Source organism: Pedobacter frigiditerrae (assembly GCF_004331645.1).
GTDB classification, from domain to species: Bacteria; Bacteroidota; Bacteroidia; order Sphingobacteriales; family Sphingobacteriaceae; genus Pedobacter; species Pedobacter frigiditerrae.
Map to the genome: position 1 here is coordinate 332515 of NZ_SJSK01000006.1, position 13655 is coordinate 346169.

Consider the following 13655-nt stretch of genomic DNA (forward strand, 5'->3'; position numbering starts at 1 on the left):
AAATGTTAGGCTGGTGCAAGGAAACTGTACACAGCAGCACAGACCCAATTTCTCTAAACCCTGATAGCAGTGAAATTTTTTTGTCATGCTGAGCGTAGTCGAAGCACAAAAAAATGTAACGTATAGCAGGACTGAATTTTCAAAAGATTTACTGCACCTGCTTTTCAAATAAAAGAAACAATAATTACTCATCTATTGTTATTCATAAAAATCTAGCATTATGAAAACGAAAAAATATTTAATAGGCCTAGCATCAATGGCAATGATAGCATCGGTAACATTTACCGCTGCAGCACAGGAGAAAAAAACAGTTGCGGGTAAAGCAATACAGAAAACAGGAAAAGCAGCTAAAAGTGTCGGCAATAAAACAGCTGAGGTTGCTGTAAAGGGAACCGCAAAAGTTGTAGATGCAAAATATAAAGGTAAAATAGCACCAGATGGTTCTGATGTTTATATTGATGGTAAAAACAATAAATATTATATCAATAGCAAAGGAGCTAAGATTTACTTAAAGGCTAGTGAGATTAGGGTTAAACCTGCTGGAAACTAATTTATTAACCGTCATTTCGAAATGAGCTTTTCTCGATTGAGAAATCTCTAGTTTTATTAGCGCAAGACTGTCTATTGGTGGTTGTTAGAAAGAGATATCTCCTCGCTGCGCTCCGTTCGATATGACGTAAACAAGAAAGCCTCGACAATTTGTCGAGGCTTTTTATTATATAAGGTTTTGTGAGAATTAAGAACGACGTCTTCTTTCGCCACTACCAGCACCGCCTTCGCGTCTTCCGCTACCGCCAGTGTTACCACCTTTATCATCACGACTACGACCAGAGAAATCTCTGAAACCACCGCCAGTGCTGCCACCGCCGCTGCTTCTTCTTTCTCCGCCACCGCCGCTTCTTCTTTCACCGCCACCACTTCTGCCACCGCCGAAACCACCGCCACCACTTCTTCTTTCTCCACCACCGTAGCCACCGCTTCTTCTTTCACCGCCACCACTTCTTCTTTCTCCACCATCACCTCTACCACCAACTGGTGCATCACCGCTTTTTTCGATTCTTACATCGCGATTGTTGAATTTAATGTCCTTAAAGTTGGTAAATAAAGAATCTACCGCGTCGTTTTCTACTTCAATGAAAGAGAAAACACCTTTTAAGTCTATTTTACCAACAGATTTACCACTGATTTTACCGTTATTACAAACAAAACCTAATAAATCACCTCTGGTAAATTCATCTACCGAACCTACATTGATAAATAAACGAGTGTAGTTGCTGTTATCAAAGTTTCTAGCACCACGTTCGCCTCTTTCACCACGTTCTCCACGCTCACCTCTATCACTACGGTCATCTGCACTAGCATTTAAATCCGGTGCGTTAGCATAGTAATCCAAGAAACGGTTAAACTCTAATGAAGCGAATTTTTTAATGATATCTTCTTTGCTTAATTCAGCAAACTCATCCATAATTCTAGGAATGTACTGGTCTATTTGATCAGTATTTACTTCCACATTGTGAACTTTATGAATTAAAGAGAACAGTTGTTTTTCGCAAACATCAAAACCTGTAGGTAATTCTGCTTTTGTAAATTGTTTTCCAATAATTCTTTCAATCTGACGGATTTTGCCAGTTTCTTTAGAGTTAATGATACAGATAGAAATACCAGTTTTACCAGCACGACCAGTACGGCCAGAACGGTGAGTATAACTTTCAATCTCATCTGGTAAAGCATAGTTAATTACGTGAGTTACGCCACTAACATCTATACCACGAGCAGCAACATCTGTAGCAATTAATAATTGCATGTTACGATCGCGGAAACGTTGCATTACTTTATCACGTTGTTGTTGAGATAAATCTCCGTGTAATGCATCTGCATTGTAACCGTCTTTAATTAAATGCTCGGCAACATCTTGTGTATCTAACTTAGTTTTACAGAATACTACGGCAAAAATTTCAGGGTTAAAATCTACAATTCGTTTAAGGGCTGCGTATTTATCACGAGCTTTTACAATATAGTACTCATGCTCGATATTTACGTTACCTGTATTTTTTGTGCCCATGGTTAATTCTACAGGATTTTCCATGTAGTTTTTAGCAATGCGACGAACCTCAGGAGGCATAGTTGCAGAGAATAACCATGTTTTTTTATCGTCTGGTGTAGTCGATAAAATGTCGTTAATGTCTTCTTGGAAGCCCATGTTTAACATTTCATCTGCCTCATCCAATACTACATATTTAACGCTAGAAAAATCTATGGCTTTACGGCCAATAATATCTAACATACGGCCGGGCGTGGCCACTACAATTTGTACGCCATTGCGTATTTCACGTAGTTGTTGCATAATGTTAGCGCCACCGTAAACGGCAACCACGTGTGCATTAGGCGTGTTTTTTGAGAAATTCTTGATGTCGTTTGTAATCTGCAGACATAGCTCACGCGTAGGGCACAAAATTAGTGCTTGCGGCTTATTGCTCTTAAAGTCTATTAATTCTAACAGCGGCAAACCAAATGCGGCTGTTTTTCCTGTTCCTGTTTGGGCCAAACCAACAAAGTCGTTACTACCTTCTAACAGTACAGGAATAGATTGCTCCTGAATAGGCGTAGGATTTTCGAATCCTAGCTCTTTTACGGCATTAACAACGTCATCACTTATCCCCAATTTACTAAATGGGTTTATCATTATAACATTTTTTAATTAAGCCGCAAAGGTACAGTTAATAATTGGTATTTTATTGTATGTCAAGTAAATAGTTTTTTAAGCCCCCTAAGTGTGGAAATAATTGATGTTGAATGACTTGCCGATTTTTTTTGATTCATGAATTTTCATCTTTAACTAACCCAATTGCAATAAGACTTAATTACAATCCAATTGTTCCCTTCTTTTTTATAAACTGATAGATTTCCTCCCGCACACAACCAACCACATGAATTAGATTTATAAAAGATACAATAGGTGTTGTTTCTAACAAAGATAGGGTTAGAGAAGGTCTCAAAACTTTGTCCAATATTTTTATAAAAGTAGTTCCAGCCTTTGGTTCTATCTTTGAATATATTGTTAATGGAATCTTGAGCGATTATCTTTGAATTTGGCAGTAAATCTTTTGTCCATTTTTTTATTGGTTTTAGTGATTGTTCTTTTAAAATATAGTTAATCTCACTTTTGGTAAAAGTTAAGGTATCGTTTTTAAGTTCAACTAAACAATCAAATGCATTAAAATTAAATGGTTCATCAGCAAGTAAGAATTTTTCTTTTTTAACAACGGCATTAATAAACTCAGTGGTGAGTTGGATATATGCATTTTTCGTAGAGTCGATAGTTGAAACCTGGTCGTTATCAGGTTTTTTAAGGGAACAGCCTATTGAAAGGAAAAGCAATGTTAGTATTGGAAAATATTTCATCATCATCATCATTTTAGTAAAATAATGATGTCTAACCATATGGAATTCCATAAATTATTCATATTTAAAATCAATTCTATTCAGCACATGTGCCAATATAGGCTCGCATTTTTCTTTACAGCAAGGATAAAACTGTTTATGTTTCCAAGTAGTGGATTTAGGCGATAGTCCCCACCAAAATTCTGTTAAAGCCAATGGTTTTAATTGATGCTGAAAAGCATATTGCAACAGTTTAGGTCCGGCACATTCGCCAGCACCTGCTGGAGGGTTTTTATATCCAGCTATCTCGAAAATATCAATTAAGCTTTTTTCTTCGCCAGCTTCATTTAGAAAATGATAATGATTAAATATTTCATTTTGCAGGGCAATGGAATATTGTTTGCGTTTAGTTTTTAATTGATTAATCAATTCTTTATTTACAACCAGATCTAAATCTTTTAGCTTTTTAATTTCTTGGTTCATCACCGTCAACTCTTCCATTCCTTTATTGAGGAAACTGTTTTCGGTTAATAAATCGAATACTGGAGGGACAAATTTTGTGTGATTATTAGATCCTGCCAATTTCCCAGAAAAAGCTGCCAAATAACCAATTTCGTTTTCATTGTTTTGCACCACTAAGACGCCGAACATTTTGCCAATCACCCTTCCTTTTTCAGCTACTAAGCCAAAATTGTGCTGCCATTCATTCTGGTTTTGCAGGTAATCTTGTAATTCTTCTGCTGCTAAAACACAAAGTGGATGAGGTTTTTCATCGCCTTGCATTAAAGCAAATTGGGAAGGCACAGCATAATCTCCAATAGGTTTTATAAAATGAGTAAAGAAAGGGATTACTGTTGTCAAAATTTAGTTTTTAATGTAGATTAAAAAAAACACAGGTAAGAATCGAAATCGCAAATCTCGACTAACAAATCCTATTTCTCCTTAATTTCTTTAAGGTAAAGCATTACCTTATTTTCTGTTTTGGCTTGCAAGTTGATGTCTGCCTTAAAAAGATTAACTCGCAATTTCTTATAAAGCACTATCGAGTTTTCTAAACTTTCTAATAGTGAAACTTTTGAATAGCTGGGTATGGTAGCTTTTAGACTTTCGAAATCAGCTTGTTTTAACTGAGTTTCCACTTTTCTAACTCCACGAGGTAAATTTTTATTTTGAATATGAAGTAAGGGACCAAAAACAACCATCCTTAAAAAACCAAAAAAGTCATGTGCTTCAAGATATTCTCCTCTGCCGATTTTTAATAATGCGTAATGAACCCAGATCCAAAAACGATCTTCTATCCACTGAAAATCTGGATACGGGAATTTAGCTTCAGTATGATGAATTATGTCTTGAAGTTTACTGTTCCTATCCAGTAGGATAGTAGGGGTTTCTATTCTTTGTCCGAATTCCTCAAGTGTCAAAAACTTAATGTCAACATGTAATAAGGGCTTGTCGAAAAGACAGATTAAAACTCTTGGCTCACCAACATGTTCTCCAGTAAAGCCTGATAAAAGGTTACCTAGGCGATTAGCATAGGCAAGCATTTTATCCTTATCATCAGCAATTTTTTTGTCAGTTACCAAGATCAGGTCGAGGTCTGAGAATTCATCTATTTCATTGGTTAACCAAGAACCAACTACTGCTAAACCGATTACAGATTGGTCTGATTTTAATATTTCAACTGCTCTTTCAGCAAATTCTTCTTGTATCATTTTTTATCGTTTCCTGCTTTGTAAATATACAAGAAACGATATTTCTTTAGAAGTGATGGTTAAATCTATTCAGCAATTTCTTGGTAATTCACCAACCAAGGAAGAATAAAAACTTATTTGTAGGCTTTTAATTGAGCTTCCTTGAACATTCCTAAGATGTCATTTTCAATAGGTAAATTTTTTAGTGGTGCAATATTTGAACCTCCTGTATTGCCTACGGGTATTTTTCCTACAAATGATTTGATGCCGCCAACCAGCAATCGGGGAATTTGACCAATAATTTCATTGACACTTTTAGTGCGAAAGCCAAATTTTAACATTTTCCAATGCGCATAGGTATGCTGATAAGGATAGGCCTGACCAATTACATGTGCTCTTTCTAAATGATGCCATGATTGCTGAAAATCCCCTCTTTTTAAATGGCTGCTGTAATGCGCTAATTCAATGGCATAATAATTTTTAAGAATCTTTGGCATCATCGTATTCATATCAACTCTGTTTTTTGCAATGATTGGCATTGGTAAAACAAATATAGGGAAAGTCTTAATGCAAATTATTTACGGTATTAAGTTAAGAAGTCAGGTTCTTTTCGTTTTCAGTTTGAGGTTTTCCTTTTCCATTTGGTTTTCCTTTTCCAGTTTCAATTAAGCTGCGTAAGCTATTTTGGATATAATTTGTCCAAGAATCTCGGCAAATCTCAAAACATTCGTAATCGGCAACCAAGCCTTGATGGGTCATGCGAACTTGGGTTTTGCCATCTACTGTAGAGATATCGAAAACTATCTTTGTGCCTGTCCATTCAGTGGTATCTTCGGTAAACTTGAAATAGTTCTCTTTCACCAGCCAAACCACTTTTTGATTAGGAATCATTTCTATGATGTGCATTTTACAGCGATGAACATCCTCGTAATGATAGTTAAACTCAGCATCTAATTTATCTGTAGCACCTTCAACCTCTTCCGACCACCAGCCACGAACATTGTTTACGGCTTTATATGCTTCTTCTGGTGTCTGGGCTACTAATATTGCAGTAGTAAAATCTTGATTTTCCATAGGTTAATTATTTGATTAAATATATGGCTTAAATAAATTTTACTTAGGGTGTAAAACGGACTTTGTAGCGGTGTGGTTTGGACAAGAGTTGAAGCTTGCATTGTAAATCCAAGGATAGTGGTACAAATCTCTAACAAAGAGATGAAATCAATTTCCGTTTATAACTTTTTTATCAACCTGATTTGGAAGATTGCGAATTTCAATCCAATATTCTTCTCTTGTATCTTCGTCAATATATATCGGTTTGCGTTCTCCATACAGCCTGTCTCCACCATCTTTTTTGCAGCCAGAAATCCAGTAATAATCACCTGTTTCAACATCGAAATAATTTTCCTTAAAGCCACTTCCATTTAAGGTTTGGAAGGTTTTTCCATCAAAGTGGATAGATTTGCCAGTTTTTGAGAATGTAACTCTTCCGATTCTAGCATTGCCTGTCAAATCCTCTTTATGCTCAATGTACATTATGCGTGTTTTCAACATTTTGTTATTTTTCTAGAGTTTCTACTAGGAACGGACCGCTCATTCCCATATCCAAATCAACTATTTGAAATGAATGCCTATCGTTAAAAACAAACCTCCCAAAATTAATAATCCAAATACAAAGGGCATGATAAACTTCATCCAGGCATTGTAGCTAACATTTACCATGGTAAGTGCAGGGAATACCGAGCCGGTTGGTGTAATTAAAAACATAATGCCCATGCCATATATATACGAGTTTACGACTTCTCTACCGGGGATGTTTAACAGAATTGCTAATGCACCAATAATTGGCATGGTTAACACAGCCATGCCTGATGATGAGCTAACTGGAATGGCAAAGAAAAAATAGAATACCATGGTCATGACGATAAACACCACTGGATTTAAGTGTTGTACAATATGGGATGCATAATTGAGAATAGAATCGCTTATCATTCCATCGTTTAAAATAATAGTTACCCCACGGGCCAGACCCACAATTACTGCTACGCTTAAGAGGGATTCCATTCCCTTGATAAATTCATGTACAAAGGTTTTTTCATCGGCTCTATCAATGATGGCAATTAAAATAGAAGAGCCTAAAAATAATGCGGCCATTTCTATGCACCACCAATTGAAATAGATGATGCCACAAATCATACCCACAAAAGTGCAAAGGAATATAAGCAGATAGGCTTTTGCTTTTAATGATAAAGTCGGATTTTCGGTTTTTGTGTTTACATCTAATTCTAAAGCTGAATGGGCATTAGCGTCTGATTGATAAACCAATGAAGCTTTTGGGTTCTTCTTAACCTTATCCGCATATCTTAATAAATACCAAATGAATAGGGTTGTTGATACAGCAAAGAATAAAAGCCTTTCGTAAAAACCATCTAGCCAGTTAACGCCAAGCGTGTTGCTGGCAATAATGGTTGAGAACGGGTTGGAGAAACTGGAAATATACCCGACTGCAGCACCTCCAAAAACGATTGCCAAAGGCACAATTAAATCATAACCTGCGGCCAAAAATAGTGGGACCAGGATAGGATAAAAAACAATAGATTCGACGTCCATGCCATAAGAGCCGCCTAGAAATGAAAATATAAAAGTTAAAATGATGATGAGCAAGCGTTCTCTGCCTTTCATGCTATGGGCAAGGTAGGTTACGCCATTAAGCATGGCACCGGTTTTGTTGAATACTTGCATGAATCCGCCGATAACCATTATAAACAATACAATGTCGATACTATCAATTATGCCTTTGATGGGTGCTTGTAGTACCGAAAATAAACCTTGAGGTTTTTTGGTGTCTTGCTGGTAGGTATTGGGAATTGAAATTGGTTTTGAAATTTCTCCCTTTATGAATTTGTCTAATTTAACGTTAATGGACAGGCTGTCGAGGGTTTTTTGTGTAAATGGTAACGCAACCGAACCTGATTTTGAGTTAACGATGAATGTCTTATTGTTGTCGTTTGTTAGTTTACTGTATTGTCCAGCTGGTAAAAGCCAAGTACTAATGGCTGCTATGATGATGACGCACATCATTAAGGTGATGGCGGTTGGGAGCGTTAGTTTTTTCTTCATCGTTTGTTGTTGTCGGTTATAACGAAGTTATGGAAAAAAGGGGCTTTTGCAATGGGGAGAGGAGGGATGAATGAGCTTGTAATCTCCTATTTACATTTGCTTCTTTGAACTATGCTGTCTCCATCATTGAGCTATCGTGTTGACACACCTTTTACTTTTAAGTCGTCAGTGCCAGCTTGACTGGCAATCCTAATGCCATAGAAGGCTTTCAGAGGAATCTATGAGCAGAATTCATTTTCTTATAGTTGGTGATCACACCAACCAGAGGTTAAATTGTCAATTTCTTTTTGATATACGAAGGAAGTATCTTAAAATATAGTAGTCGCAGATTACAAATACTAGAACCAAAATTCCAGAAATAGTTAAAAGGCCAACGCTGGCGTTTTTGAATTCTGGCCGTAAAATCTTATCGACGACCAACCCAATATATGCAACAGTCAAAAGCGATGACCACACTAAGAAAAGAACAAGGACGATGTAGATGATAATTCTTTTCATTTGGAATGTCTTGAGGTCTTTTGATAAGTAGGTTGCTCTTATGGTTTATAATAACTAAGTTATGTCAAGTGAATTTAAACGGATTAAAAATCCTATGATAGGAATTCCAGATTGCAAATCTGGAATAGCGGGGTTTTTATTTTTTCCAATAGTAGTACCATCTTATTCGGTAAGTCATTGATTCAAAAATCATATTCAATTTAGAATAATATTCGTCTGTCTCCCAAACCGTATTTCTTGAAAGGTAATACCCCCTTCCAGATGTTGATTCTGTCTTTTGTGGCTCCGTGTCCTGTGTTGTCGGTTCACCAAGTTGTACAATTAAAGTGGATTTAATTTTTTCATACTCGGAATTATATTCTTTTAACTTTTTACTCTCCTCTTTCCAGATTTCCTGTTTCTTAAAAAAGTTTCCATACTTCTCCTTCTCCCAATCATAACTAATATACCTAATAATCGAGTCTGGTTCAGAGTAAAAGTATTCAGTATACAGAGGTAAAAATCCTGTTTGATGTCTTTGAATTATAATAGGCTTCGCTATTTTATATTTGTCAACTAATGGGTAAATACTCTTTGAAAGCGAAACATTCATTTCAAGATACTTGATTTTCTTGCTTATTGATTTTTCAAAGTCAATTGCTTTGTTGGTTGTTGTCTGCTGTGTCCAAATTTTAACCTCGTCATTTTCTACCCTGAAACTTGCAAAGATTAAAAGTGTAAACATCAGAATCAGGATGTTTAATTTTTTCATATTGTCTTTTTAAAATTAGACATAACCCAAATATATACCAAACCACTCACAATAAAAAATGCCCTTAACTTTCACTAAGGGCATTTTATTTTCACTGAAAGGCTTGATTAATTACCTCAACCTATCTGCACTTCTCAATAATTTCTCATCATTATTAATTCCTCTAATGGCTAACATGCAAAACAAAATAGCAATTACGGGCAAAAACATACCAATGGTTGCATTTGCAGTTTCTAAACCTCCAGGAATTTTTTTCGCATACTGGCTACACCAAAAAGATAAACCAATAATTAATACCACGTTGGCAATGATGATTTTCTTTTGAATTGCTCTTTTCCTGAAATTAAAAATATTGATGAAGCACATTAACGCTACTGCGATCGTGCTAATTAATAAAGGTAAAAATGCCTCAACCTTGGTGGTTACTTCTCCTGTTTTTTGATATAAACCTGTGGCTAAGACTTGGTATTCAGTACTTCCAACGGTTGTGGTAACCATAGGCACAAAAAGTAAACAGCTAATGGTTAGGGTGGCTAATAAAAGCCATATAGATTGTATTCTCTGTATCATAAATTAAATATTTAAACAAACTTAGTAAAAGATTTAAAGTTTGTGATGTTAGATGGTTGAAATTTGAAATGTTACACCAATCTGGAATTTAAAACTTGCTAACATTCAAACATTCTAAGTAGTTTTGCAGCATTGAACTCGCATAGATATTTTATAGAACTAAGTTATAACGGTACTGAATTTCATGGTTGGCAAACACAACCTAACGGGATTACTGTGCAAGAATGCCTAGATAAAGCTTTGAGCGTTTATTTTAGACAAGAAATAGTTTCACTTGGTTGTGGTAGAACTGATGCGGGTGTTCACGCTACTCAATTTTTTGCTCATTTTAATGTGGCAGATTTGCCTATAGAAAAAGTGGTAAATGCTATAACCGGAATTAATTCTTTATTGCCTTATACCATCGCCGTAAAACGGATTTTTGAGGTGGCTGATGAAGCCCACGCCAGGTTTGATGCTACAGCAAGAGCTTATAAATACCATATTCATTTTGATAAAGATCCTTTTAAATTAGACCGGTCTTGGTTGTACAAAGGAGAGTTAGATGTAGAGAAAATGAATAAAGCTGCTCAGCTTTTGTTAAACTTTACAGATTTTTCTTGTTTCAGTAAGTCTAAAACCCAAACTTTTACCAATAACTGCAAAATAACCGAAGCTGTTTTTGAGCAGGTAGAAAATGGTTTGGTTTTTACCATAAAGGCCGACCGATTTTTAAGAAACATGGTAAGGGCAATTGTAGGCACCTTGATATTGGTAGGTAAAGGCGATATAGCAATAGAAGAAGTTTCGAACATAATTGAAGGAAAAAATAGAAGCAAGGCTGGGCAATCTGTTCCGGCTTGTGGCTTATATTTGGTGGCGGTGGAGTACCCTTTTGTGAGTAGTTAGTATATAGTAGTTAGTATTTAGATAGGGTTGAGCCAACAACAATATAACAATGGAGTGCCAAATTAGGTGACCAACAATTTAACAATAAAGCAATTTAGCAATACAACAATCAAACTAAAGAATGTCTAAAATAACAGGAGATGCGTTTAATGTAGGTTTGCTCAGAAGAGTTTACGATTATGTAAAACCATATCGTGCTACTTTTAGGTTGTCTATTGTTTTAACCATTTTGTTAGCGGCAATTACTCCTGTTAGACCATTTTTAATCGGTTATACCTTAAATGAGTTTATTCTTAAAAACAACTTTACAGGTTTGGTAGAGATGACCATTCTGATGGTTGTTCTGCTGTTAGTGCAAACTTTGATTCAATATAGTCAGACCTTGGCAACTAATACCTTAGGTCAATCTGCCATTAAAGATTTAAGGATAAATGTTTTTAATCACATTACTAAACTGCGCTTAAAATACTTCGATCAAACGCCAATTGGACAGTTAATTACCAGAACTGTTTCAGATTTAGAAACCATTGCAGATATTTTTTCTGAGGGTTTAATTGCAATGGTTGGTGATTTACTACAGGTTGTTGTGATTATTGCCTGTATGTTGTGGATCGATTGGGAACTAACCATAGTTGTTCTATTGCCTATTCCTTTTTTAATTGTCGCCACAAGAATTTTCCAGAAGTCTATTAAAGTTGCATTTCAAGAGATAAGGACAGAGGTTTCTAACCTAAATACCTATTTGCAAGAACACATCAGTGGAATTTCTATCATCCAATATTTTGCTAGGGAGGAGCAAGAATATAAAAAGTTTGTTAAAATCAACAAACGCTATCGCGATGCAAATATCCGTTCAAACTGGTATTACTCTATCTTTTTTCCTGTTGTAGAGTTAATCTCTGCGTTGTCGCTAGGTTTATTAATTTGGTATGGCTCTAAAATGATTTTAAACAAACCATTAGATGTGGAACCCGGAACAATTACCACATTTATCATGTTCATCAATATGCTTTTTAGACCTATTAGAGAGCTTGCAGATAAATTTAATACCCTGCAAATGGGAATGGTAGGAGCGGAACGTGTTTTTAAAGTTTTAGATACCCAAGAAACAACAGAGGACAAAGGGACTTATACGCCAGAGAAATTACAAGGTGCCATCAGTTTTGAAAATGTTTGGTTTAGCTATAATCAAGATGAAGAAGTTAGTGATGAAAGTTATGTATTAAAAGATATTTCGTTCGAAGTTAAAGCTGGACAGACAGTAGCTTTGGTAGGGGCAACTGGTGCGGGAAAATCATCAACCATTAATATCTTAAATCGCTTTTACGAAATACAAAGGGGAACCATCAAGGTTGATGGCGTCGCGATAAAAGACTACGAACTCAGTTATTTGAGAAGCAACATTGCTACTGTTTTGCAGGATGTGTTTTTGTTTTCTGATACTATTTTCAATAACATTACACTTAACAATCCAGCTATTCAATTAGATGAAGTGGTAGATGCCGCCAAAAAAGTTGGCGCTCATGAATTTATTGAACGTTTACCAGGTGGTTATCATTACAATGTGATGGAACGTGGGGCCACGCTTTCTGCAGGGCAAGCACAGCTGATATCCTTTATACGGGCTTTAGTTTACCAACCTTCTATTTTGGTTTTAGACGAAGCCACTTCATCAGTTGATACAGAAACAGAAATGCTCATCCAAAAGGCGATAGATAAATTAATGCAAGGTAGAACATCAATTGTTATTGCTCACCGTTTATCAACCATTCAAAAAGCCGATCAGATTATCGTTTTAGATAAGGGAGAAATTAAAGAAAAAGGCACACATCAAGCTTTGCTTAAATTAGATGGTTACTACAAGAAGTTGTACGATTTGCAGTTTTCGTCTGTAGGGATAGCTAAAAATTAATCAATAGATGAAAAGGATATTTTTAGTCGTAATCAGTTTTGCATTAACATTAGCAGCTCAAGCTCAAAATGCAAAAGGTAATTTGTTTATCATTGGTGGTGGCGATCGTTCTGATGCCTTGATTAAACAAATGGTAGCCACTTCAAATTTTAAGGCAAATGACTATATCATTGTTTTGCCTATGGCGAGTGAAATTCCAGATACCGGATTTAAGTACATTTCATTACAATTAAAAAAGCAGGTTAATCTTACCATCAAAAACTTCAATTTCAATAAGCATGATGTAAACGATAAAAAATGGATTGATTCTTTAACAGGAGCAAAGCTAATTTACATTTTAGGGGGCGACCAAAACAGATTCATGAAGTCGGTTTTAGGCACACCAGTTTATACTGCTATTCACAAAGCATACAACAATGGGTCAACCATTGCAGGTACAAGCGCAGGTGCTGCGGTAATGAGTAAATACATGATTACCGGAAAACAATTATTGGATACCGTTTACAAGGAAACTTTCAATAAACTTTGGGATAAAAATGTAGAGTTTGCCCAAGGTTTGGGTTTGTTACAAAACACCATTATAGATCAACATTTTTTAAAACGAAACAGGTATAATAGATTGATTTCTTCCTTGGCTGCACATCCAGATTTAGTATGTGTTGGTATTGATGAAGGCACTGCAATTATTGTACATGGTAATAAGGCAACTGTAGCTGGCGATAGTCAGGTGATAAGATTTGCAGTGCCTAAAAATGTACAAACTACCTCAAAAGGATTAATAAAATTTAGCAATGCCGAATTTGGGGTCTTTACCGAAGGCGATGTAATAACAATAAAACCTTAA

The 13655-nt window shown here is 35.8% G+C and carries 14 protein-coding genes; 4 read left to right on the forward strand and 10 right to left on the reverse strand.

The window, feature by feature from the left end; translation table 11 throughout:
* Nucleotides 1-220 precede the first annotated feature (220 nt).
* Entirely contained in the window at nt 221-550 is a 330-nt protein-coding gene (locus tag EZ428_RS20790; RefSeq protein ID WP_131555132.1) for a hypothetical protein, read from the forward strand.
* A 186-nt stretch (nt 551-736) separates the two neighbouring features.
* On the opposite strand, the gene EZ428_RS20795 is transcribed toward EZ428_RS20790, so the two are convergent.
* The 10 genes from EZ428_RS20795 to EZ428_RS20840 form a co-directional block, all read right to left on the reverse strand.
* Nucleotides 737-2683: a DEAD/DEAH box helicase gene (locus EZ428_RS20795; RefSeq protein ID WP_205945770.1), complete on the reverse strand. Its 1947-nt coding sequence runs from the start codon at nt 2681-2683 to the stop codon at nt 737-739.
* Between the two features lie 149 nt (nt 2684-2832).
* Entirely contained in the window at nt 2833-3453 is a 621-nt protein-coding gene (locus tag EZ428_RS20800; protein ID WP_131555134.1) for a hypothetical protein, read from the reverse strand.
* 3 nt (nt 3454-3456) lie between these two features.
* The gene (locus tag EZ428_RS20805) at nt 3457-4242 is read right to left on the reverse strand and encodes a hypothetical protein (protein WP_205945771.1); all 786 of its coding nucleotides are present in this window, start codon (nt 4240-4242) and stop codon (nt 3457-3459) included.
* 71 nt (nt 4243-4313) lie between these two features.
* Entirely contained in the window at nt 4314-5093 is a 780-nt protein-coding gene (locus tag EZ428_RS20810; RefSeq protein WP_131555137.1) for a nucleotidyltransferase domain-containing protein, read from the reverse strand.
* Nucleotides 5094-5206: 113 nt separating this feature from the next.
* Entirely contained in the window at nt 5207-5611 is a 405-nt protein-coding gene (locus EZ428_RS20815; protein ID WP_131555139.1) for a DUF3703 domain-containing protein, read from the reverse strand.
* Between the two features lie 52 nt (nt 5612-5663).
* Nucleotides 5664-6146, reverse strand: coding sequence for an SRPBCC family protein (locus tag EZ428_RS20820; RefSeq protein ID WP_131555140.1), 483 nt, complete (start codon nt 6144-6146; stop codon nt 5664-5666).
* A gap of 147 nt (nt 6147-6293) precedes the next feature.
* The gene (locus tag EZ428_RS20825) at nt 6294-6626 is read right to left on the reverse strand and encodes a 1-deoxy-D-xylulose-5-phosphate synthase (RefSeq protein WP_131555142.1); all 333 of its coding nucleotides are present in this window, start codon (nt 6624-6626) and stop codon (nt 6294-6296) included.
* Nucleotides 6627-6686: 60 nt separating this feature from the next.
* Nucleotides 6687-8192 (reverse strand): YfcC family protein, encoded by a 1506-nt coding sequence (locus EZ428_RS20830; protein WP_131555144.1) that lies wholly within the window; start codon nt 8190-8192, stop codon nt 6687-6689.
* Between the two features lie 634 nt (nt 8193-8826).
* Nucleotides 8827-9441, reverse strand: a complete 615-nt coding sequence (locus EZ428_RS20835; RefSeq protein WP_131555146.1) for a hypothetical protein — start codon at nt 9439-9441, stop codon at nt 8827-8829.
* 111 nt (nt 9442-9552) lie between these two features.
* The gene (locus EZ428_RS20840; protein WP_131555147.1) at nt 9553-10011 is read right to left on the reverse strand and encodes a DUF4293 domain-containing protein; all 459 of its coding nucleotides are present in this window, start codon (nt 10009-10011) and stop codon (nt 9553-9555) included.
* 132 nt (nt 10012-10143) lie between these two features.
* On the opposite strand from EZ428_RS20840, the gene truA reads away from it, so the two are divergent.
* The 3 genes from truA to EZ428_RS20855 all read left to right on the forward strand — a co-directional run bounded on the left by truA (nt 10144) and on the right by EZ428_RS20855 (nt 13655).
* The gene (truA, locus tag EZ428_RS20845) at nt 10144-10899 is read left to right on the forward strand and encodes a tRNA pseudouridine(38-40) synthase TruA (RefSeq protein WP_131555149.1); all 756 of its coding nucleotides are present in this window, start codon (nt 10144-10146) and stop codon (nt 10897-10899) included.
* Between the two features lie 121 nt (nt 10900-11020).
* Entirely contained in the window at nt 11021-12811 is a 1791-nt protein-coding gene (locus EZ428_RS20850; protein ID WP_131555151.1) for an ABC transporter ATP-binding protein, read from the forward strand.
* A 7-nt stretch (nt 12812-12818) separates the two neighbouring features.
* Nucleotides 12819-13655: a cyanophycinase gene (locus EZ428_RS20855; protein WP_131555153.1), complete on the forward strand. Its 837-nt coding sequence runs from the start codon at nt 12819-12821 to the stop codon at nt 13653-13655.